Source organism: Rhizocola hellebori (assembly GCF_016862955.1).
Lineage (GTDB): Bacteria > Actinomycetota > Actinomycetes > Mycobacteriales > Micromonosporaceae > Rhizocola > Rhizocola hellebori.
In genome coordinates, this window is the sequence record NZ_BONY01000001.1 from 191,244 (window position 1) to 212,766 (window position 21,523).

The window sequence follows — 21,523 nt, forward strand, 5'->3', positions numbered from 1 at the left end:
CCGATCCACCCATGTCAGCCTGCGAACCATGGCGTGGCAAGGCCGCGGCATCCCGGGTCGAGCAGCAGTACTTGGCCGGAGAGCGGCGCTTGCGCCAGCTGGTCCGCGCTCAGGCCGATGCTCGCGCTCGTGACGGCCAGGGTGCTCAGGTCCGGGCCGACGAAGGCGCACCGGGTGGGTCGCGGCACCGGCACCATCACCACCCGGTCGACGCTGCCGTCCGGGGCGTAGCGCACTATCCGGCCGCCGTCCCATTTGCAGTTCCACACGAAGCCCTCGGCATCCACGGTGACTCCGTCCGGGTACCAAGGCTCGCCCTCGTCGCACACAAAGACGCGCCCCTGCCCGACCGTGCCCGTGCCCGGCTCGAAATCGTAGGCCCGCACCACCTGCCGAGTGGAATCGACGTGATAGACGGTGCGCCCGTCCGGGCTCCACGCCGGCCCGTTGGAGCAGATGATGCCCCCGAACGAGGCCGAGACCGTCCTATCCGGATGGAAGCAGTAGAACGTGCCGGTCGGCTGGGACTCGGCCATGTCCATGGAGCCGAACCAGAACCGGCCCTGCGGATCGACTGCGCCGTCGTTGAACCGGTTGCCGGCCAGGTCGGTCTCCAGCGTGTAGACGACCTCGAGGTCGCCCGAATCGATGTCGCAGTAGACAAGCGAGTGCCGCAGCGCGGCCAGCAGACCGCCCCCGGCGCGCAGCGCGACCGAGCCGACCGGGTCGGGCAGCTGCAGGGTGCGGGTCGGCCCGGAGGGCCAGTCCCGTGAATAGATCTTCTGGCCGGTGATGTCGACCCAGTAGAAGCGGGACAGCCGCGCATCCCACAGCGCACTCTCGCCCAGCTCGCACTTGACGTCGGAAAAGACTTCAGGCATTGGATTTTTCCCTGCCGTAGGTGAGCAAGATGGCGAGGATGACCAGACCGTAGATGATGCTGCGGCCGTATTCGGGGACTCGTTGTGCCTGTAGGAAGGTGACGACGGCGACCAGGGTCAGCGAGCCGGCGACGACGCCGACGTAATGCCCGCGCCCGCCCAGGATCGAGACGCCGCCCACCACGACCGCGGCGATGGACTCGAACAGGTAGGGGTCGCCGAGCCCGAGCGATGGCTGACCGCCGTAGGCGACCAAGGCTATTCCGGCGATCGCGGCGAAGACTCCGCTGAGCGTGTAGAGCGCGACCGTCACCCCGCGCACGCTGACCCCGGACAGGTAGGCCCCCCGCGGGCTGACCCCGACCGCGTAGACGCGCCTGCCAAAGGTGGTCAGCGTCAACAGGACGGTGAGCAACAGCGCGACTCCCGCCCACAGCAACAGCTGGGCCGGGACACCGAAGACCTTGTCCACAAACACCTCCCGCAGCGGCTTGGGCGCGTAGGAGGCGCACGAGGCACAGGTGAGCCCCTTGGACAGGCCCAGGGTCAGGCCTTGCATCACCCCGTTCATGCCCAGCGTCATCACCACCGCGGGCACGCCCAGCCAGGCCACACCCATTCCGTTGGCGAAGCCGATGACCGCGCCGAGCCCGAGCGCCAGCGCCAGGGCGAGCCCAGTCCGCCCGGTCTGCCCGAGGCTGGTGGTGGTCAGCACGATCGCCGCGCCGTTGAGCACCCAGGGGATTGACAGGTCGATGCCGCCCACGAGCACCACGAGCATCTGCCCGGCGGCGACGAATCCGATGAAGCTGGCCACGACGAGCATCACCCGAAGGCTTGACCAGGTGGCGAAATCCGGGTTGAACAGCGAGCCGATCGCGATCACCGCCACCGCCGCGGCCCAGGCGTAAAGCACGCGCCGCGTGTTCGGTGTCAGCGCGCGCAGTCGCGCGCGCCAGGACGGACCGCCGATTTCCGTTGTGCTCACAACGCTCCCCTTCTTGCTCGGGCGATCAGAGCGGCCCCGGTGCCCAGCAGCACGGCGACAACCAGGAAGAGCCCCTGAAACAGTGACTGGTAAAGCGGATCGATGCCGGCGAAGAAGATGACGTCGATGACGAGGGTGAGCGCGACCGCACCGGCCATCGCGCCCAGCGCGCTGCCCCGGCCACCGCTGAAGGCCACGCCGCCGACCACCACCGAGGCGATGGAGGTCAGGATGAAGGGGCCACCCGCGTTCGCGTCGCCGGCCGTGGTGGTGGACACGTAGAACACCGCGGCCAGCGCGCTGCACAGGCCCGAGAGCGCATAGACCGCTATCTTAATCCGGGCCGCCGGGACGCCTATCGCCACCGCACTGGTCTCGTCACTGCCGACCGCGTAGACGCGCATGCCGAATCTGGTGCGACGCAACACGAGCCAGCCGAGCACCGCGAGGCTGAGCCAGATCAGGCCGGTCGGCACGGTCGGGTTGGTGAGCACCATCCGCACCCCGGACGGAATGGAGCCGCCCGGCACCGGCAGCACCCACAGCGCGAGCCCGCTGAAGATGGACAGGGTCGCCAGCGTGGTGAGGATGGGAGCGATCCGCGCCCGCGCCACGATCACGCCGTTGACCGCCCCGCAGGCTGTCCCCAGCGCCAGTATGGCCAGCAGCCAGGCGAAAGGGGTCAGGCCCGATCCGTGCACCCGGGTCGCGGTGACAGCGACGCAGAAGGCGACTATTCCCCCGACCGACAGGTCGATGCCACCGGTGATGACGACCAGGCTCTGTCCAATCGCGACAAAGACCAGGGGCAGCGTGGTGTTGAGGATGGACAGGTAGTCGAACGAGGTGGGCAGATGGCCCAGGTTCGTGGTGTAGACGAGCAGATAGGTCACCGCGGTCGCGGTGAGCACCGCGTAGCCAAGACTGGCCGGGCCGCTCAGCAGCCGGCGCAACCGATCAGGCACCGGGCACCTCCTTCAGCGAGGCGGCCACGATGCGCTCGGCGTCGCGCACCGGCCCGTCGAGTTCTACGGCAACCCGTCCCTCGCGCAGGACCAGTACCCGATGACAAAGATGCGCGATCTCCTCGGTCTCTGACGAATAGAACAGGATCGCCTTGCCCTGCGCGGCCAGCTGAGCGATCAGATCGAAGATGTCGCGTTTGGTGGCCGCGTCCACTCCCCGCGTCACGTCGAAGAGCAGCAGCACCTGGGCGTCGGTGAGCAGCCACCGGGCCATCAGTACCTTCTGCTGGTTGCCCCCGGACAGGTTGCCCACCGCTTGGCTGGTGGAACGGCCCGCGCCGATGCGCAGCTGCCCGACCAGCGAGGCCACGGCTTGCGCTTCCCGGCCCCGGCTCACCAGCCCGCCGGAGGAACGACGGGCCAGCGTGGCGAGCGCGATGTTGTCGCGAATGGACAGTGGCAGGAACAGGCCCTCCGCCTTGCGATCCTCTGGCACATAGGCGATGCCCAGCCCGGCCCGGATGGCATCGCGCGGCCGGCGCAGGGTGACCGGGAAGCCGCCCACCTCAAGGTTTCCGGCCGCTGCGCGCTGCGCGCCGAACAGGGTGAGGAACAGGTCCCGCTGCCCCTGCCCGGCCAAGCCTCCCACGCCCAGGATCTCGCCCTGGCGCATGCTGAACGAGACACCCTGCAACCGGCCGCCTCGCAAATCGCTTACCCGCAAAGCGGTCTCGCCGGTCGCGATGGTGGTGACATCGGGATAGGTACCCTCGAAGGTGCGCCCACTCATAAGCGTGACCGCTTCGGCCTCGGAAAGGTTTTCCCGGGTGGCGACGTGGGTTCCGTTGCGCATCACGGTCACCCGGTCGGCGAGCGCCTCGATCTCACGCCAGCGATGCGAGGTGAAGATGACACAGGTGCCCGCGTCGCGCAGCCGCCTCATGTGCCCGGAGAGCCACTCCACCTGTTTGTCGGGCAGGGCAGCGGTCGGCTCGTCGAGGATGAGCACCCTGGGCTCGGTGGCCAGTACCCGCACCAGCTCCACCACCTGCCGGTGCGCGACCGACAGCTCGGCCGCGGTGAGCCGGCTGTCGATGTAGTCCACGCCGTAACGGTGCAGGATCGCCTCGGCCTCGGGAACCAGCCGGCCGCGCCGGACCAGGCCCAGCCTCCCGCGCGGTGGGCTGTGCAGGAGGAGGTTCTCCGCGACGGTCAGGTCGGGGATGAGCGAAAGCTCCTGAAACGCTGTCGCCACACCGAGACCACGCCGCGCGGCCGGCTCGACCACGCGGCGCACCTGCTGGCCGAAGATCTCCACCTTCCCCCGATCGGCGGTGATCACTCCACATAGGACTTTGATCAGCGTGCTCTTGCCCGCGCCGTTCTCACCGGCCAGGGCGTGGATCTCTGCGGGGCGCGCCGCGAACGACGCCCCCCGCAGAGCCTGGACCCCGCCAAAGGCACGGTCGACTCCGGACGCTTCGATCGCCATGACCTGCATCTCGGATTTTTCTGTGAGTACCATCGACGAGGCCCCCATGATCAGGAACCGAGGTTGACTTTTAGCGTTCCAGGGCAAGGTGTTCCGTCGGTGGCCGCGTTCTGGCACAGCACGACGGTGGCGTTGGGGCCCGAGTCGGTGAAGTCGGCGAAGAAACTGTCCGGCAGATCCGGGAACACGGTCTCGCCCGGCTTGAGCGAGTCGGAAGTGGCCACCGGGAACGGGATTTCGATGCTCTTCTTCTGGCGCTCACCCTTGAGCACCGCCCGCGCCAGCTCCAGCGAGATGACCGACAGGAACGGCGGTTGCCCGACCGACATGCCGACCACCTTGGGCGTGAGGATGCCGGCCATGTACTTGCGGAAGCCGTTCTCCCCTTCCCCACCGAACACCGGCATCGGCCGGCCCGCCTCGGCGAACGCCTTGATCACGCCGTCGGTGCCGCCCGAGACCCATACCCCGTCCACCTTCGGCAGCCCCGGCAGCTGGGCTGAGGTGTTGCGCTGCGCGGTCGCCGAATCCCACATGCCGGTGTACTCGCCGACAAGTTTGATCCCGGGGTTGGCCGCGAAGACCTCCTTGGCGCCCTTGTTGCGGTCGTTGTCGGCACCCGTGCCGGCCACGCCCGTGACCATGATGACGTTGCCCTGCCCCTTGAGCTGGTCGACGATGAACTGCGCCAGCTGCTTACCGAACTTGACCTGATCGGTGTTGACGGTCAGGCCACACGGAGCGTCCACCGTGTTGTCGAACGACACCACCACGATGCCGCGGTCACACGCCTGCTGCACCACACCGTTGAGGCCGCTGGTCGACGCGGCGTTGATGACGATGGCGTTGACACCCTGCGAGATCAGGTTCGAGATCTGCCGGGACTGGGTCGACACATCGTTGCCAGCGTTGTAGATGCTGCATTCGACCTGCTCGAGGTAGGGCGGCATGGCGCAGGCCGCCTTGAAGACGTTCTCCATCTCCACCCGCCACTGGTTGCCGATGAAGGAGTTGGAGAGCGCGATTTTCACCCTCTTCGCCCCGCCTGTCGCCGGATTGTCGGCGGACCCGTCGCCACAGCCTGTTGAGATCAATAGCACAACAGCCGCCGCGGCAAGCAGACGCGCGTACCGATGTATGCTCATTTCGCTCCACCTTGTATCACCGCCCCGGGCCGTTCCCGCGGCGTCTTACGGTTTGGCAGCGGCGGCAACCGCGGCCAAATCTCTTAGCCCGCGTGCATGCGGGCATGGCGGCCAGAGACTTTGGGCTCTGGCCGTTTTGTGCGCAGGTGGTTGTTTAGTGTTTCGGCAAAGGGAAGCTTTCAGCGTCCCTCAGCACCGCCGATGCGGCGCCCCGGACCACGACGACGTCGTAGTCCAATTCGCCCACAACGACCGGAGGCAGCACCTCTCCGGCATGGATAGCCCGGCGAGCCATGGATTCCCGAAGCGGGCCGAGCAGGATCTCCCCAGCCGGGGCCAGATTCCCGCCGATGACGATCAGCTCCGGGTCGAGCAGGTTGTACATGTTGGCGGCGGCCAACCCGATGTGCCGGCCCGCGTCGGCGAGCACCCGGCGGCAACCGGCGTCGCCGACCTGGGCCAGCTTGATGACGTCTGCGATGGACAGCCGGTCGCGGTGGCTGCGCCACAGGTTCTGGGTGATGGCGTCGGCGTTGGCCAGCGTGTTGAGACAGCCCCGCCCGCCGCACTCGCACACCAGACCGTCTTCGTCGATGGTGGTGTGCCCGAGCTCGCCGGCCGTGCCGTTGGCACCCGAATAAAGCGCGCCGTTGAGCACCAGCCCCGCGCCGATGCCCGACGCCGAATAGATGAAGGCGACATCCTTGCACCCGCGCGCCGCGCCCCAGGTCATCTCGGCGAGCGCGCCGAAGTTGGCGTCGTTGTCGACCAGCAGGGGCAACTGCAAAACCTCGTGTGCGGTGGCCCAGGGATTGACGTTGACCCACGGCTTGAGCGTGGTCGCTCTGCCATTTACGCCGGTACGGCGCTGGATCGGCCCGGGCATAGCCACGCCGACGCCGATCACCTGCGCCCGGGTGAACCCCACCCGGGCCAGCATGTGATCGATCAGCGTGCCCGCCATCTTGAGGGTGGCTTCCGGCGGGGTGTGGTCGTCGACCGGAATGGAGTCGTGCACCAGCAACTCCTGAGCGGTGTTGCAGATCGCCGCGCGCACCACGCCGTTGGCGATCTCCAACCCGAGCGCCACCCCGAGCGAGCCGTTGAGACCGACCAGGGTCGGTGGGCGGCCGGTCTTGCGAGCATCCTTGCCGGCCACCACCTCGACCACGGTGCCGGCCGCCATCAGCTCATCGATCACGCTGGTGACGGTGGAGCGGGAAAGCCCGATCTGCGCCAGCGCACTGCGGCTGAGCGCACCCCGCTCCCGAAGCGCACCCATCACCCGGGCGCGATTGGCCCGGCGTTGTGACGACGGCGTTTCGGGGACGGACATGCGACGAGTATCAGCGCTTTACCTTGAACTAGTCAATACAGGTCGCCAAATATGCATTCTCACGACTTTATTAAGTCTGCTTTAGACAAAAGCCAAGCACATCTGCCGGGTGCCAGGAATTCTCGATCATTTCCGAGAGCGCTCTCATCTGGTCTGCCGCAACGGTTATGAATGGTTCATGCAAAACTACGGCAATTGTTTGGCAACACAGCCATTGGTATTGACCGGATTAATGAGAAAGCGCAGACTCCGTCGTCATGGCCACCTCATTGACGACGGCCCAAGAGGCCATGCGGCGCTGGGCATACGGCGCCGCCGACGGCGACTGGTCGGGCTTGCTGCAGATGCTGGATCCCGATGTGACGTTCCACGTTCCGGTCGCTGAATTCGCCGGCGTGCGGCACGGCGCCGCCGAAGCCGCGCGATTCTTCGGTCATCTCAGCCCCACCCTGCGCGCCCAGCTCGACGTCACCGGCACCCTGGCCGACGGCGACCGGGTCGCCTTCGAGGTCTCTGTTCGCGGCAGCTGGCACGGCCAGCCGCTGACGCAGGCGCTGTGTCTGGTCTTCGTGGTCGACGGGCATCGCATCCGCGAGTTCCGCGAATACCTGGCCTGGCCCGGCGGACTGGAAAACGCCGGGTGAACACGCGGCTCGCGTGCTCACCCGGCTGGGTTTCTGGACCGACCCGCGGCCACGGCTGAGCCAAGGCTAGACCGTGCGCGGCTGCGGCGATGGGTCAGTCGCGCCCGGACCGTCCGGCCAGCACCGGCTCGGGTTTGGCCGCGGGTGTGGTGGCGGCCTGCTCGGGCAGGTCCAGACTCGTCCGCAGCACGATGCTCGGCAGCAGCAGCGCGGCGATGAGTCCCACCACGCCGATGCCGGCCGAGATGAGGAAGATGTGGCCGGTGGCGTCGCCGTAGGCCGCCCGCACAATCGCTTGCACCGCTTCAGGAAGCGCGCTGAGGTTCAGCGAACCGCCACCGCTGCTCTTGCCCGCCGGCATTCCCGCCGCGGCCAGGTGTTCGGTGATGTTGGACTGCACCCGGGTGGCCAGCACGGCGCCCAGCACCGACACGCCGATCGTGCCGCCCAGCGACCGGAAGAAGGTCACCGCGCCGGTGGCCGCGCCCAGATCGCGCAGGGAAGCGGTGTTCTGCACGGCCAGCACGAGGTTCTGCATGGTCATGCCCACGCCCGCGCCCACGAGCAGCATTCCGAGACCCAGCTGCCACAGCGGAGTCTGGTGGTCGATGAAGCCCAGGCCGAGGAAGCCCCCGACGAGCACGACGGTTCCGGCCACGATGTAGGCCTTCACCTTTCCTGTCCGGGTGACCAGCTGGCCGGTGACGGTCGTGGCGATCATCACGCCGGCCATCATCGGAATGGTCAGCAGACCCGCCTCGGTCGGTGTGTAGCCCCGCCCGATCTGGAAGTACTGGCCCAGGAACACCGATCCGCCGAACATCGCCATCCCGACCGCGAGGCTGGCGATGATGGCCAGCGCGGGGGTGCGCTGCTTGACGATGTCGAGCGGAACGACCGGGTGCTCGGCTCGCTTTTCCACCTGCACGGCAGCGGCCAGGATCGCCACGCCGGGGAGGACGAACGCGGCGCTCTGCCACGACATCCAGTCGAAGTTGTTGCCCACGAACGACACCCAGATCAGCAACACGCTCACCCCGACGGCGATCAGGCTCGCGCCCAGGTAGTCGATCTTCTGCTTGGTCCGGGCCGGAACGGCGATGTGCAGGGTCCACTGCAGCAGCGCGAAAGCCAGCACCGCGATCGGCACGCCGATGAAGAAGCACCAGCGCCAGCCGAGCCATGAGGTGTCGACGATGATGCCGCCCAGCAGCGGTCCGGTGATCGTCGCCACGGCCATCACCGCGCCGAGGTAACCGTTGTAGCGGCCGCGTTCCCGCGGCGAGATCATCGCGGCGATCACGATCTGCACCAGCGCTTGCAGACCGCCGACGCCGATGCCCTGTACCGCCCGCGCGGCGATGAGCTGCCCAGAATCCTGGGCGAACCCGGCCAGCAGCGAGCCGACGACGAAAATGCCGATGGCGATCTGCACCAACAGCTTTTTGCTGAACATGTCGGCCAGGCGGCCCCAGATCGGGGTGGTGGCGGTGGCGGCCAGCAGGGTGGCGGTGACGACCCAGGTGTACTGCGTCTGCGTGCCATTGAGTTCGCCAAGGATGCGCGGAAGCGCGGTGGAGACGATGGTCGAGCTGATCATGGCGACAAACAACACCAGCATCAGCCCACTGAGCGCTTCCAGGATCTCCCGGTGCGTCATTGCATCAGGCTGCGGCTTCGCAGCAAGGGTCTTCATGATTAAGAATCATGCCACGAGATTGCCCTGAGGGCAAAATTGCCCCCTAGGCATTCAAGCTCGGCGACCGGTATGATCTCGGTCCGTGGAGGAAACCACGACCTTGCGTGAGCGCAAGAAAGAGGCCACCAGGCAGGCGTTGCACGAGGCAGCGCTGCGTCTGGCGCTCGAACACGGCCTCGACGCCGTCACCCGCGACGCCATCGCCGACGAGGCCAACGTGTCGAGGCGCACATTTTCCAACTACTTCGCCAGCAAGGAAGACGCCATCCTGCACGGCGACCGGGTGCGTGTGCAGCGATTGCTGGAGATGCTGCGGGCCCGCCCCGCGCGCGAGGCACCGTGGCAGGCGCTCACCGCCGCCACTCTCGCCCACTACCGAGAGCGCGGCGACCTCGACCCCGACTGGCTCGCCCGGCTGCGCCTGCTGCGGCGTCATCCTTCGATCCTCGCCGAGCAGATGGCCGCCAACGCCAAACTGGAGGACGAGCTCGCCACGGAGATCGCTGCCCGTGACCCCGGTCACCCCGACGAGCCGATGCGCTCACGCGTGATGGCCTCCGCCTTTCTGACCACACTGCGGGTGGTCGCCGGCATCTGGGCCGAGAGCAACGGCAGCGAGCCACTCGACGAAGCGATCCGCGCGGGCCTGGCCCGTGTTGCCGAGCGATTCAAATGACATCGGCACGACGCTGGGCCCGCAGACTCATCCCGCTGCTCGCCATCGCCGTCGCCGCATTGACCGTTCGCGACCAGCTGCCAAGCCCCGCAACAATTTGGTCGGTCATCGCCACGGCCGATCCGACCTGGATCGCCGTGGCGTTCGCCGCCGAGTGGGTGTCGATGGCGATGTTCGCCCGCCAGCAGCAGCGGCTGCTCAAAGGGGTCGGCATCGACGTGGCCATGGGCAGGGTGCTGGCCGTGACCTACAGCCGCTCGGCCATCGCCATCAGCATGCCCGCCGGGACAGCGCTGTCGGCAGGCTTTGCCTATCAAGCGTTCCGGCGATGGGGCGCGAGCCGCGAGGCGGCCACCACCGTCATGATCCTGTCTGGGGTGCTCTCCTTCGCCGCGCTGGCGCTGCTCTACCTCACCGGGTTTCTGTTCACGCTGGGCCAAGCCCCGATGAGCACCTGGCACGCGCACCCGGTGGCCACCATCGCCGCGCTCACCGCAGCCGTCGCCGTCGCGGTCCTCCTCGCCTGGCGGCGCGGCCGAAGTAGGTCGAATTCCCCTGCCACGCCAACGGTTCGCAGCAACCGGCTAGCCACCTTCCTGGGTGGAATCATCGCGGCCGCGGCCACCATGGCCCCCCGCCACCGCGCCGCGGCGCTCGCCTTCGCCGCCGCGAACTGGCTGGCCGACATGGCCTGCCTCGCCGCGGTCACCCGCGCGGTCCATCTGCCCCTTGCCTTCTTCCACCTCGGCACGATCTATGTCGTGGTGCAGATCGTGCGGCAGATCCCGCTCACCCCCGGCGGCATGGGCGTCATCGAGGCCAGCCTGCTCAGTGCACTCGTCGCAGCCGGCGCCGACGACGCCTCCGCCGCGGGCGCCGTCATCGGCTACCGCCTCTTCTCGTGCTGGCTCATCATCGCCGCGGGCCTGGCGATCTGGGCCTTCCTACGGCGCACCCTGCGATCGCACACCGACCTCGCTCCGCCGCACGACATGCCGGCCTCACCTGATAGGACCCTGAGCGCCACCGCGACCACGACCGGCCCGAGCCACTGATTCACCCCGCCGTGAAACAGGCCGGCGAAGCGGCCTAGCGCCTCGAATGGGCAAGCGGCCATCGCCAGGACAGCTATGGACACCTGCCGCTGGTGGTCACAAGTTGGACAGAAGGCGCATGGGTTGCCCTAGATGTATCTCTGCGGATACGGTGGTCGGCATCATTGGCATTCTCTACATGGTCATCTCTCCCTGTGTAGATCGACTGCTGGTCGGGCGGAACATGCGTGCTTAGTGAGGTCTGGTACCATGTCAGCCGATTCCACAACGGACGGACTGGCCCGCGTGCTTGGATCCCGAGCCGCGTCAGCCCTTCGCGACTGGGCGCTGGCAAAGTCCCGCTCGGTCCGACTAGCCAGTCCCGAGTGGACCTCTCGCGGCTACACGGGAGCCGTGCTAGCAGCGGTCAACGTCAGCACCCTGGGCGATCCTGATGTAAAGGTCATCGTCAAGGTCTGCCCGCCCGGCCCGTATGCTCGCGAGCCGACAGCCCATCGCCAGGCTAAAGCAAGTTCGAGCGCGACCTTCTATGCAGCACACCTGGTCGAGCAGATCTATAGTGCGCACCCGATAAACGGCGGCGGGATGCTGATGTTCCAGGAGATCGCCACCGCGACCTTAGATGGTGTTCCCCTCTCTCAGGTCCCCGATGACCATCTGGCCCGATCGTGCGGGATTGTGGTCCATGGCTTGCTGGCCGAATGGAATTCGGCGCGGATACGCACCAGTGACACTACGGTCGGCGCTTTCCTCCAAGGCGAATTGCGCGGAGCCCTCAACTCCGGCGGGTCGGTTCATGCCCTCGCAAAGCATGTGCGTCTGCTAGAGCCGGAGGCAAGATGGATCCTTGATGCCGGCCGTGATGGCCACCCGTTGCCCAACCCGGCGATGATGGCCAGCGATCCGGCGCTAGGTGCTCATCTGAAGTTCGATGTCATCCGCGGTCCCGCCCACGGCGACTTGCACCTCGAGAACGTGCTGATCCCGCAGGAGTACGGCCAGTTCGAGCCACAGAAGTTTCGTCTGGTGGATCTGTCAACTTTCGAAGATGACGCACCTGTCACCCGCGACCCGGTGACCCTCATGTTGTCAGTCATCGCACCGTCGGTGTCGGAGCTGCGCGCCGATGAGCAGGAAGCCCTTCTCGACTTTGTCCTTGAACCGTGGCCTCCGACGCCACCTCGCCTCAGCACGCTGATGGCTCACATCCTTGAGGTCATCTACCGCACTGGCAACGAGGCGATAAAGGCCATGCGGCTGGGTGACTGGCGCTCACAGTACCTGCTATCAGTCCAGGCCACGGCCACGCTCTTCACCTCATTTGAGAGCGTAGGGGAGGCGGGGCGATGGTGGTTCTTGCGACTTGCCGCCCGCGCTGGTGCCGCATTCCTGCGCCGTCATCACCACTACCATCCAGGCACGCCGGTTTCATTGCGACGCCCCCTATCGCTACCGTCATCGCGTTCGTCGTGGTCTCAGTCCCAGACCCTGTCGGTGACCGGCGACCTATCGCGGCAGTCCTCGCTACTTCCGACGGAGCTCGCCACGCTGTTGCGGCTCTTGGCCGAGTCATCACACGAGCTTCTAACTGCTGCCTACCACGCTACGTCCCATCCAGACGCCCAGTCGGCTGGTTGGGAGAACGCGTCGTCGTTGGTCGAGCTTCTTCAGAGGGCGGATGCAAGTTCTGCGCCCGCACCTCCACTACTAATTTTCGTAGACCAACTGGCGCACCTCAGCACCGGCTCACATGATCTTGCCTTGCACCGCTGGCTCAGTGCGGTGGGCCGCAACCACGGGTATACCGACGAAACATTGCGCCAACTTTGTTCCACTTCGCTGCGCGCCTCTAGCCAGCACCCCACTACCAAGCCTTTATGGGTCGGCGATACAAATGCCGACGACCCCAATTCAGGCGGCTCCACCTCAGTTACTAAGTTATATCCGAATAGTCAGTCTTTGCCAGGAGGCTCCATGATTTCCGAGACGACGCAAACCCCGAGCGTGGAGGGGGTGAAGAACCCTCCGCAAAGGCGGCAGATTGTCGGTAGTCTTCCGGCCAAGAATCCGGCGTTCACTGGCAGGGATCAACTCCTCCGTATCATGGCGACCACCTTGAACGAAGCGTCGGCGGTCTCGGTGATCCCGCAGGCCCTGCACGGCCTGGGCGGCGTAGGTAAGACTCAGCTCGCCACCGAGTTTGTTCACCGCAACCTCCATCATTACGAGATTGTGTGGTGGATGTCGGCCGAGGACCCGTCTCTCGTGCGAGCGTCGCTTGTGGAGCTGGCGAGGAAACTTCAGCTTCCCGCCGGTGAGGAGGTCCGGCAAACAATCGCGCTCGTGCTGGACGCATTGGCTACCAGTACAAGCCGTTGGCTGCTCGTCTACGACAATGTTGATAGTCCCGACGACATCAGCGGATTGGTGCCCAGCGCCGGCGGCCACGTGATCATCACCTCGCGCAACAACGCCGCTTGGGCGACTGGGAGCGGAGCTGTGGAGGTCGATGTCTTTGAGCGTTCGGAGAGCGTCAAGCTGTTGCAGCTGCACGGGAAGAGCATAAGTGATCATGATGCTGCCCGTCTCGCGGAAAAGCTCGGCGATCTTCCGCTAGCCCTGGAACAGGCAGCTATCTGGCATGCCAGCACCGGTATGCCAGTGAGCGAATATCTGGAGTTGTTCGACAAGAACTTGAGGGAGCTGCTAAGTGAGGGCAGGCCGTCCAATTACCCGGATACTATCTACGGCATTCTGAAGGTTGCCGTGGGTCGGTTGAGAACGGATGCACCTGCCGCCGCTGAGCTGCTTGAGTTGTTCGCTTTCCTTGGCGCTGAACCGATTTCGGTTGATTTGCTGCGCGCTGGACGTGGAAGTGGGTTATCCGAAGCTCTGGCGGCTGCGCTAGACCGCCCGATCGAACTCAACCGCGTTATTCGGGAGCTGCGGCGCTTCGGCCTGGCTCGGGTTGATACCAAGGAGGGCCAACGGGTTCAAGTGCACCGGCTGGTGCAGCGGGTGTTACGGGAAGAACTCGTGGAGGACCGGCTCAACCAGGCCAGGTCGAATGCCCAACGCCTGCTTTCATTGGCTAATCCCGGGTACCCCGACGTCCCTAAGAACTGGCCGGTTTACAAGGAGATCTTTCCGCACATCCACGCCGCCGAGCTGCTCGATGCACCGCAGGAGGTGGCGCGAACCGTCGTGCTGGATGAGATTCGGTATCTGTTCAAGACCGGCGACTACCTGGCCAGCAAGATGCTTGGTGAGACGACGCTGAAAGCGTGGGAAGGAAAGACCGACGCAGCTCTCGGCCTAGACCAGGAGTTGGTCTTGATCGCCTCCCGGCTCCTCGCCGACGCACTAAGACTGCTGGGTGAGGCTGCCAAGGCCCACCAGCTTAACACCGCTACCCTTGAGCGGCTGCGCAACAGCACGCACTTTGGTGAGGATCATGAACATACGCTTAACACGGCCAACGGGCTCGGAGTGGGCTTGCGGATGGAAGGTCGGTTCGTCGAATCCCTTGCGGTGGAACGAGATAATGTCGAGCGCCACGTGCGGGTCTGGGGTGACAAAGATCAGGCGACCCGGCGCGCGCAAAACAACCTTGCGGTCAGCCTGCGGCACCTGGGCAGGTTCGAAGAGGCGTTCGATATCGATCAACGACTCGTTTCATTGTGGCGTGAAAGCGCTGGCGACATCGATACCCGGACCTTGTTCTGCGTAGCAAACTTCGCTCGCGATCAAATTGGCCTTGGTAAATACCGCGATGCATTGGAAATGCAGCGCAAGAACCTCGAGCCGTATCGCGACCAGCTTGGCCTGCACCACGGCGAGGTTTTGATGGCGGCACGGACCATCACCATCACGCTCCGGAAATCGGGATACTACGCAGATGCACGGGATGCCGGCCGGGACAATTATCACGACCATCACGCGAAGTTTGGAAAGAACCACGAGCATACGCTGTCGGCAAGAATGAGTTATGCCAACGCCTTGCGCTGCTGTAGCGAATTTTCGGCGGCGCGTGCCGAGTTGCGCGAATGTGTAGACACGTATCGATCAGTGTTTGGCGACCAGCATCCGTTCACTCTCGCAGCAAACGTGAATCTGGCGATCGCATTGCGATCGGCCCGTGACTACGACGAGGCGGCGGTGATCAGCGAGCACTCGCTCAGGCACTTGACTGACCTTCTCGGGCCGAAACACCCTTATACGATTGCCGCAGCCAACGGCAGGGCGAACGGGCTTGCCCTCTCCGGAGACGTTATGGCTGCTGGGCAACTGTCGGCGCAGACCTTTGACCACGCACGGGAAATCTACGGCGAGAAGCACCCCGTGACGCTGGCCTGTGCGGTCAACGCCGCGCGCGACGACGCTGCGGGGGGTGCACTGCTCGACAATTCGTTGTCAAGAATGCGGGAGACATTGGGTGCCGATCATCCCGAGGTGCTTGATGCGGCCCGAGGCGAGCGAATGGAGTGTGATATCGAACCCCCGCCAACGTAGGCGAATCTTTCTGTTTCATTGTTGGCGATTGCGCTGTCGCCATAGTTTGTGCTGAGCGCGGAGTACATCGTTTGCATGAGCAGCGACGCTGGCCGGGATCGGCTGGGCCATCAGCAGATCGCATCTATGCCGCATGGTTTTGGCAAACTGCACGCCCTCGGGAGTCAGTGAGTCAGCGGACACAAGTATGTCCAAGGCCGTGTCCACCTGTACTCGCCGAAGGGCAAGCTCGTTCTCTGCGGTCTGGCGAATGCGAGTATCTTCACTGAGATCCAGCCAGGTCTCGGCGACGGCCAGAAATGCGTATACGCCGTGAAGTAGTCCACCTATTGGCCGGGCATCGGGTCGCCAGGGAGCGAAGTAGCGGGCCTCACTACGGCGATCGAATAGCGGCATGAGGTTTAATAGCCCGTTGAGCGTGGAGTGGGCCTGCTCGTGGACTAGCGCAATTGCGAAGCGAGCAGGATCGGTTGGCAGAGTCATGGCTAGCGCACCCATCGCGTCCTGCGATGTCATGCTTATCTCGGCGAGCCCGGGCTGAGGTGCTAGGGGCACCAGCACCTGCATGATCTGCGATACCTGCGCCGCCCGTTGCGGCGAATGCCTACAAAGTAATTGCCAGGCCGACAAGAATAATTCGTTCCAGCGACCATACTGATCCGATGGCACTCGTCCGGTCGTACGTGCCCCATAGCAGTCGCGGAGCGGGTCTAGGTCATCGAAAGCGAGATCTAGTGCGAGTTGGCCATGCATTGCTGTCAAACGCCGCATCGCGATCCAGCTAGTAGATGCCGATTCCTGGCCATGCTGAACGGTAAGAGCGTTGCCGTCGCAGTGAATTGTCAAACGCCCGTCCTTCACCACCAGCCTGATGTTCAAACTGCTCCCGTCGCACGGTATGGCCACGCCCAGTGTCGGGAGGACGAGACATCCGCTGTCGGTCACGGTCCGGGTTTCAGCATCGACACCAGCCCGCAGCGCGGCGACCGCCGCAAATGCGCCGAGGCGGGCCACGCTTTGATCGAGCGTGCGACGATTTGTCTGTGGGGCCTTAAGCGCCTCGATGCAGCGCGCGATCCAGTGTCCGGACCAGGCCTGGTTGGACAGGCATGCGATCTGCTGCGGCGAGCGAAGTTGCGCCTCGGACAACACGTCAACCGCGCGGGAGAGCGGCTCGCTGGTCGGCATCGACCGAAGGATGTGTGCGGTAAGTAAGTGGTCGACGCTGGCTTGGGCCGAGCGGAGCGTCTTCGCCGTCAGGGGGTCCAGCTTCCCGGCCGCCAACGAGGTAATTGACGCAGCCGATAAAATGTATCTATTTATCAAGTGCCCCTCCGCTATGGCGCAGTTTCGGACTGCTCGCCCTTCGCGTGCTGGACCGTGGTGTCGTCGACTGAGTTGGAGACGATCGCCTCAGGCAGTACTGCACTACTCCAGCCCAGGAGGGCCACGCGCGGGTGCTCGCGTTCAGCTAACAGCTGCCGAAGCGCTGCGATCAGGTGCGGCTCCCCTGCGGAGATTAGGTCGCGTGCCGTCCAAACGCTCACATCGGTCAGGATTGACTCGTAGCCGTCGGTCTTATCCATCGCTAACCTCCCTGATTTCGGCTTCGGACGGAAGACCGCACCGACGAGCTTCGGATTCCTTGCGCCTCAGCGCTGATACCGCTGGACAGCCGCAGACGGGCCGCTGACGGTGCGGCTGTCCGTCCGGTGTCTATTACCATACGTCGATGGCGTGTACTTTCCCAGACCATCCGCCCTTGCCCGGATTCAGTGGGCGTTCACCATACGTGACAGCTCCTGCATCGACGCCTGAAAGTCGACGCGATCCCGGTCGCGGTACCGGTCAAAGAAGATGTTGGGCACGCGGGTGCACGTGACACGAGTCTGGAAGATCACATTCTGGACTTCCCGCGCCAGCCGGGACAGCTCTGGCTCGCTATCGGGCCGACCGAGCGCCGCAACGATTTGCTCGCGCACCACGATCAGCGCTTGGGAGCGGGTCTTTGCCGTCAGCTGCTGGGCCCGGTAGGTGTCAAGCCCCATCATTAGTGCTCCCAACGATGGGACGTAAAACTGGAGCACGATGTCGGCGACGGTAATTTCGAGTAGCGAGCCCAGCATCACGCCGGCGGCGGCCCATGTGGCGACCACGATAAGGATGGCAAAGGAGTATCGCTGACGGATGCGGGCGCCCCAGCCGAGGTTCTGTTGCTGGCAAGCCAGGACATCATACGGGCCAGGCAGTTCTGGTATCTCGTAGTAGCCCCTCAGGAGGTCCTCGGAGCCGCGATACAACCGTGCGAGCTTGCTGATCTCGTCTGGGTTGACCCGCGGCCCGGCCACGACAAGATTCCACGGTAGGCGGAATAGCGCGACATCGAACATCTCCTGAAGAAGCGCGGCTCGCTGGACCTCACGTTGCGCCCACGCCGAAAGCCCTACTGCGTGCAATAGCGCCCACAGCCCGCCGATCACTGTGACCGCAGTAGCAATGCTGGTTACCGTCGTGGTGACGAGACCGAGCACCGCGATAAGGGCCGAGGTGCTCAGGCGCAAGCCCTCGAGTCGCTGGGCTCGCAAATGCGACGCAGTGATGGCGCGTAGCAACAAAAGCGACTCTGGGCTGTTCTGCTGCTCACGCAGATCGGATTCTGCCTTGGATGCACGGCCCTCTTCCGTAGGCATATTGAAGTTCTACATGGTCGCGTGCCGATAGCATTCCTCAGCCGGATCGCCAGAACGTGAGTGAGTGACCGTCGGATCTTGGCCTCACTCGCTGCGCTTCCGATCACCTCAACGCCCGGCAAGCTTGTGCTGGTCGTCGGCTAAGGCCGCCGAGGCCCGGCCCCCTCCTGCACCTGGGCAGGTCGAACCGGGAACGGTGCGCGGCGATCCAGCCCGGCAGGGCTGCGCCCACTCCGAGCGACGCTACCGCTTCCGCGTCAGCCAGGTGGCAAGTGGCCCTCTGCCGTCGCACATTGACCTGGAGCAATCGTCATCTTCGATGTGGCCGCCGCTGCACCGCCCAGGCAGCGGTCGCACCGCGCCTGCCACAGCGGGCCGATCGGTATCAGCGACGTGGCCGCCTGCGAAGCCTTGGGGGTGTCAACGCGCGCCCGGGTGCTGGTCGTCGGCGGACGCCGACGGGGCGCCGGCCTCTTCCTGCACCTGCAGGTCGAACCGGGAACGGTGCGCATTCGGCTGGTACACCTCGTCAAGCGGGCCCATCACGGCGCCGCCGAGACCTCGTCGGCGCATGACCGACGCCAACCAGACGAACCCGCCCATGATGATCGCGAAGCCACCGGCGACCATGAGGAACGCTAAGAACTCCAGCACGAGACGAAGCCTACGTCGGCTCGTCAGGTAGGTTTCGCGTCATGCTCATCGGTGAAGATGCCAAGCCAGCCACCCTGCACCCCGACGCGCCCCCACCGGGCACGCAGCTGCCGTCGCACTATGACCGGTGCTACGGCTGCGGGCCGCACCACCAGGCGGGGTTGCGGATGCAGATGACGGTCGGCGAAGGCACCAGCGTCCACGGGCGTTTCGAGGTGACCGACGAGCATCAGGGCGCCCCCGGCCTGGCCCACGGCGGGCTGCTGGCCTGTGCGATGGATGAGGCGCTGGGCACCCTCGGCTGGCTGCTGGGCATCCCCGCGGTCACCGCCCACCTCGAATCCGACTTCCGCATCCCGGTGCCGGTCGGCACCATCCTGCACCTGCACGCGCACTGTCTGGGGGTCGCGGGCCGCAAGATCTACCTTTCTGCCACCGCCCGGCTCAACGATCCGGAGGGGCCGGTCGCGGTGCAGGCGCAGGCGATGTTCCTCGCGGTCAATCTGACCCACTTCGCCGAGCACGGCCGTCCCTCGGGCATGGATCGCGAACCTACCCGCATCAACCCATAACGGCGACGCCGCGCTCAGACGAGCGTCCAGGTGGTGCAGACCGGCACCCCATCGCCGGGATGGCAGGTGATGCGCAGGTGGCCTCGGGCGAGCCCGGGCGCGGCAAAGCGGCCCAGGGCATCGGCCTCAAGCCAGGTGGGACCGGCCGGATGGTCGATCCTGATCCGGGCGCTCTGCGGCGGGACCAGCTGGCCGAGCAGGCTGACCTGCCGCCCCGTGGTGGTGAGCTCGACTTCGATGGTGAGCTCGCCGGCCGTGAAGGTCAGCAGCTCGGGCTGGTGCTCACCGCGTACCCCGGCCAAAGTGGCGGAACGGGATTCGTCGGCCAGCTGGGCGAGGGCGGCATCGGGATCGCGCCAGGACAGCGCTTCCTTGGCCGCCAGCACCACATCGGCGGGCACGGCATCCTGGCGGGATGTCAAGCCCTGCAAGGCTTCCCAGAGGGCGTCATCGTTGGTGGGCATCACACGGTGACCTTCTGCCGGAGCTGGTCGAGACAGCGGGATCGAGTAGGGCCGATGCTGCCGATGGGAATCTCCAGCGCGGCACTGATCTCGTGATAGCTGGGCGGCGGGTCCAGCACCATCAGGCGCAGCAGCCGCTGGCAGTTCATCGGAAGCTGGCCCACCGCCGCCCACAGGAACTTGTCGCGCTCGCGCTGCAGCATGTCGTCGTCCAGCTCGGGCTGGGAGGCGTCGTGCCGGTCCAGGCTGAGCAGATCGCTGGCGGGCAGGTCGTGACCCGCCCGGCGCAGCAATGCCAGCGCTTCGCGCCGCGCGGTGGTGGCCAGCCAGGCGCCGAGGCGTTCCGGGTCCCGGATCCGCCCGAGCTGTTCCACCAGGCGAAGCCAGGTCGCCTGGTGGATGTCGGCCGCGTCGGCGGAACCGAGCCGGAAGCTGCGCGCCACGGTCCACACCAGCCCGGAGTATTTGTCCACGATGGAACTCCAGGCTCGCTGGTCTCCGGTGGCCGCCGCGTCGAGCAGCGACTTGATGTCTGCCTCGGGGAGGTTCACATCGAGTGAGCCTACCGTCACGGCAGTCCCGGGTATTGACCGACTATGTTGGCTCGAGCCTTGGCCATCACCGCTGCTAGAGCAGCCTGCACCGTGGCGGCCTGGCTCAGTTCCTCGGCCAGGGCAGCCACCACGTGCGGGGTGGCGAAGGAGGTTCCGCTCCATAATGCCCATCCCGTCGGGAATTGCTCGTGGCGCACAAAGGTGCTCGTGATGTCGGCGCCGGGCGCCGCCAGGCTGACCCACTCGCCGCTGTTGCTCCATTGACAAATGCCGGTGCCATCGTGCGCCGCCACCGCGACGACCTGCCGCGCCCAGGGCACATCGGCGCCGGCGAACGCCGCCGGCCAGAACGGGCGGCCGCGCTGGCCGTCGTTGCCCGCCGCGGCGACCACGAGCCGTTCCCGGCCGGCCAGCACCTGGCCCAGCGCCTGGGAAAGGGCCAGCGGCGGCTGGTCGTCGAGGGTGAAGCCACCCAGCGAAAGATTGATCAGTTTCTCGTCACCGAGGCGGCCCAGCGCCACGATGAGGTCGGCCTCGGTGCAGGCGCCGAAGGTGTCCAGCACCCGGATGGCGCGGATGCCCGCCTTCTGGGTCTGTGCGGCCAGCACCCCGATGATGAAGTTGGCGTGGCCGACGTCGCCGTCGAGAACACCGTCGTTGTCCACATCGGTGTCGCTTTCATAGTCGCCGTCGGCGGCGGTGTAAGCGCGGGCCGGCAGGGGGCTGTTGCGCCACACCCCGGTGTCGAGCACCGCCACCGACACCTGGCCGGCACTGCGCGCGGGCAGGGTGCGCGGACGCAGCGCCGGAACCGGCGGGCCGAACGGGCCACCATGTTCGAAGGGCGCCGACAGGAAAACGTGGTTGGGGCTGGCGGCCACCCGATCGTCGCCGTCGTCCTGCGCGAGCTGGCGCAGCCTGCGTGCCGCGACCGGGACATCGAGGCCACTGCCGCGATAGCGGATCAGGCCCGGAGCGAGCTGGCTTTCCTCGATCGAGCCGGCGGCGCCGAGCTGACCCAGCACCCGTTCGGCCGATTGCCGGTGATCTGCCAGCACGAGCAACTCGCCCTGGGCGAACCAGACCGGCAGCCCGCCCGGTCGCGTCTCCTGGCCCAGCCAGCTCAGCCCGCGCATCCGGCTTGCCCTGCGCTGCTGCCATTGCCGCAAGCGGTCCTCCGACAGTGCCATCTCGCC

19 protein-coding genes are annotated in these 21,523 nt (G+C 65.8%); 5 read left to right on the forward strand and 14 right to left on the reverse strand.

Annotation, left to right across the window (positions count from 1 at the left end):
• Positions 1-14 precede the first annotated feature (14 nt).
• From Rhe02_RS00850 to Rhe02_RS00875, 6 genes are all read right to left on the reverse strand, one after another.
• Positions 15-881, reverse strand: a complete 867-nt coding sequence (locus Rhe02_RS00850; RefSeq protein WP_203906040.1) for an SMP-30/gluconolactonase/LRE family protein — start codon at positions 879-881, stop codon at positions 15-17.
• On the reverse strand, positions 874-1,869 hold the full coding sequence (locus tag Rhe02_RS00855; RefSeq protein WP_203906041.1) for an ABC transporter permease: 996 nt from the start codon (positions 1,867-1,869) through the stop codon (positions 874-876). Before Rhe02_RS00855 ends, Rhe02_RS00850 begins: the two co-directional genes overlap by 8 nt.
• Entirely contained in the window at positions 1,866-2,834 is a 969-nt protein-coding gene (locus Rhe02_RS00860) for an ABC transporter permease (RefSeq protein ID WP_203906042.1), read from the reverse strand. Before Rhe02_RS00860 ends, Rhe02_RS00855 begins: the two co-directional genes overlap by 4 nt.
• The gene (locus Rhe02_RS00865) at positions 2,827-4,326 is read right to left on the reverse strand and encodes a sugar ABC transporter ATP-binding protein (RefSeq protein WP_203906043.1); all 1,500 of its coding nucleotides are present in this window, start codon (positions 4,324-4,326) and stop codon (positions 2,827-2,829) included. Before Rhe02_RS00865 ends, Rhe02_RS00860 begins: the two co-directional genes overlap by 8 nt.
• Before the next feature lie 50 nt (positions 4,327-4,376).
• Positions 4,377-5,471 carry a sugar ABC transporter substrate-binding protein gene (locus Rhe02_RS00870; RefSeq protein WP_203906044.1) on the reverse strand — a complete coding sequence of 365 codons (1,095 nt, stop codon included), beginning with the start codon at positions 5,469-5,471 and terminating at the stop codon, positions 4,377-4,379.
• Between the two features lie 154 nt (positions 5,472-5,625).
• Entirely contained in the window at positions 5,626-6,807 is a 1,182-nt protein-coding gene (locus Rhe02_RS00875) for an ROK family transcriptional regulator (protein WP_203906045.1), read from the reverse strand.
• A 257-nt stretch (positions 6,808-7,064) separates the two neighbouring features.
• Between Rhe02_RS00875 and Rhe02_RS00880 the strand changes: the two genes are divergently transcribed.
• Complete coding sequence (locus Rhe02_RS00880; protein ID WP_203906046.1) at positions 7,065-7,451, forward strand: nuclear transport factor 2 family protein; 387 nt, start codon at positions 7,065-7,067, stop codon at positions 7,449-7,451.
• A 94-nt stretch (positions 7,452-7,545) separates the two neighbouring features.
• Here the strand turns inward: Rhe02_RS00880 and Rhe02_RS00885 are convergent, their stop codons facing one another.
• Positions 7,546-9,111 carry an MDR family MFS transporter gene (locus tag Rhe02_RS00885; protein WP_203906047.1) on the reverse strand — a complete coding sequence of 522 codons (1,566 nt, stop codon included), beginning with the start codon at positions 9,109-9,111 and terminating at the stop codon, positions 7,546-7,548.
• A 121-nt stretch (positions 9,112-9,232) separates the two neighbouring features.
• On the opposite strand from Rhe02_RS00885, the gene Rhe02_RS00890 reads away from it, so the two are divergent.
• The 3 genes from Rhe02_RS00890 (at position 9,233) to fxsT (ending at position 15,393) form a co-directional block, all read left to right on the forward strand.
• On the forward strand, positions 9,233-9,826 hold the full coding sequence (locus tag Rhe02_RS00890; RefSeq protein ID WP_203906048.1) for a TetR/AcrR family transcriptional regulator: 594 nt from the start codon (positions 9,233-9,235) through the stop codon (positions 9,824-9,826).
• The gene (locus Rhe02_RS00895) at positions 9,823-10,881 is read left to right on the forward strand and encodes a lysylphosphatidylglycerol synthase transmembrane domain-containing protein (protein ID WP_203906049.1); all 1,059 of its coding nucleotides are present in this window, start codon (positions 9,823-9,825) and stop codon (positions 10,879-10,881) included. Before Rhe02_RS00890 ends, Rhe02_RS00895 begins: the two co-directional genes overlap by 4 nt.
• Positions 10,882-11,274: 393 nt before the next feature.
• Positions 11,275-15,393 (forward strand): FxSxx-COOH system tetratricopeptide repeat protein, encoded by a 4,119-nt coding sequence (gene fxsT, locus Rhe02_RS00900; RefSeq protein WP_203906050.1) that lies wholly within the window; start codon positions 11,275-11,277, stop codon positions 15,391-15,393.
• A 15-nt stretch (positions 15,394-15,408) separates the two neighbouring features.
• On the opposite strand, the gene Rhe02_RS00905 is transcribed toward fxsT, so the two are convergent.
• From Rhe02_RS00905 to Rhe02_RS00920, 4 genes are all read right to left on the reverse strand, one after another.
• A complete protein-coding gene (locus Rhe02_RS00905; RefSeq protein WP_239123148.1) occupies positions 15,409-16,581 on the reverse strand; it encodes an aKG-HExxH-type peptide beta-hydroxylase in 1,173 nt (390 codons plus the stop codon).
• A 149-nt stretch (positions 16,582-16,730) separates the two neighbouring features.
• Positions 16,731-16,979, reverse strand: a complete 249-nt coding sequence (locus Rhe02_RS00910; RefSeq protein WP_203906052.1) for a hypothetical protein — start codon at positions 16,977-16,979, stop codon at positions 16,731-16,733.
• A gap of 186 nt (positions 16,980-17,165) precedes the next feature.
• A complete protein-coding gene (locus Rhe02_RS00915) occupies positions 17,166-18,083 on the reverse strand; it encodes an S-4TM family putative pore-forming effector (protein WP_203906053.1) in 918 nt (305 codons plus the stop codon).
• Positions 18,084-18,503: 420 nt separating this feature from the next.
• Positions 18,504-18,737: a hypothetical protein gene (locus Rhe02_RS00920; RefSeq protein WP_203906054.1), complete on the reverse strand. Its 234-nt coding sequence runs from the start codon at positions 18,735-18,737 to the stop codon at positions 18,504-18,506.
• Between the two features lie 41 nt (positions 18,738-18,778).
• Here Rhe02_RS00920 and Rhe02_RS00925 point away from each other — a divergent pair, with 41 nt between their 5' ends.
• Positions 18,779-19,309 (forward strand): PaaI family thioesterase, encoded by a 531-nt coding sequence (locus tag Rhe02_RS00925; RefSeq protein WP_203906055.1) that lies wholly within the window; start codon positions 18,779-18,781, stop codon positions 19,307-19,309.
• A gap of 14 nt (positions 19,310-19,323) precedes the next feature.
• Here the strand turns inward: Rhe02_RS00925 and Rhe02_RS00930 are convergent, their stop codons facing one another.
• From Rhe02_RS00930 to Rhe02_RS00940, 3 genes are read right to left on the reverse strand one after another with little or no spacing between them, the layout of a single operon-like run.
• Complete coding sequence (locus Rhe02_RS00930; RefSeq protein ID WP_203906056.1) at positions 19,324-19,773, reverse strand: hypothetical protein; 450 nt, start codon at positions 19,771-19,773, stop codon at positions 19,324-19,326.
• Entirely contained in the window at positions 19,773-20,324 is a 552-nt protein-coding gene (locus Rhe02_RS00935; protein WP_203906268.1) for an RNA polymerase sigma factor, read from the reverse strand. The genes Rhe02_RS00930 and Rhe02_RS00935 overlap by 1 nt, the downstream gene beginning before the upstream one ends.
• A 17-nt stretch (positions 20,325-20,341) precedes the next feature.
• Positions 20,342-21,517: a S8 family peptidase gene (locus tag Rhe02_RS00940; RefSeq protein WP_239123150.1), complete on the reverse strand. Its 1,176-nt coding sequence runs from the start codon at positions 21,515-21,517 to the stop codon at positions 20,342-20,344.
• Between the last annotated feature and the right edge of the window lie 6 nt (positions 21,518-21,523).

Coding starts and splice junctions, on each gene's coding strand:
- Rhe02_RS00850 (WP_203906040.1), bottom strand. CDS start 881: ATGCCTGAAGTCTTTTCCGACGTCAAGTGCGAGCTGGGCGAGAGTGCG.
- Rhe02_RS00865 (WP_203906043.1), bottom strand. CDS start 4,326: ATGGCGATCGAAGCGTCCGGAGTCGACCGTGCCTTTGGCGGGGTCCAG.
- Rhe02_RS00870 (WP_203906044.1), bottom strand. CDS start 5,471: ATGAGCATACATCGGTACGCGCGTCTGCTTGCCGCGGCGGCTGTTGTG.
- Rhe02_RS00875 (WP_203906045.1), bottom strand. CDS start 6,807: ATGTCCGTCCCCGAAACGCCGTCGTCACAACGCCGGGCCAATCGCGCC.
- Rhe02_RS00880 (WP_203906046.1), top strand. CDS start 7,065: ATGGCCACCTCATTGACGACGGCCCAAGAGGCCATGCGGCGCTGGGCA.
- Rhe02_RS00885 (WP_203906047.1), bottom strand. CDS start 9,111: ATGACGCACCGGGAGATCCTGGAAGCGCTCAGTGGGCTGATGCTGGTG.
- Rhe02_RS00895 (WP_203906049.1), top strand. CDS start 9,823: ATGACATCGGCACGACGCTGGGCCCGCAGACTCATCCCGCTGCTCGCC.
- Rhe02_RS00905 (WP_239123148.1), bottom strand. CDS start 16,581: ATGCCGACCAGCGAGCCGCTCTCCCGCGCGGTTGACGTGTTGTCCGAG.
- Rhe02_RS00910 (WP_203906052.1), bottom strand. CDS start 16,979: ATGGATAAGACCGACGGCTACGAGTCAATCCTGACCGATGTGAGCGTT.
- Rhe02_RS00915 (WP_203906053.1), bottom strand. CDS start 18,083: ATGCCTACGGAAGAGGGCCGTGCATCCAAGGCAGAATCCGATCTGCGT.
- Rhe02_RS00925 (WP_203906055.1), top strand. CDS start 18,779: ATGCTCATCGGTGAAGATGCCAAGCCAGCCACCCTGCACCCCGACGCG.
- Rhe02_RS00930 (WP_203906056.1), bottom strand. CDS start 19,773: ATGCCCACCAACGATGACGCCCTCTGGGAAGCCTTGCAGGGCTTGACA.
- Rhe02_RS00940 (WP_239123150.1), bottom strand. CDS start 21,517: ATGGCACTGTCGGAGGACCGCTTGCGGCAATGGCAGCAGCGCAGGGCA.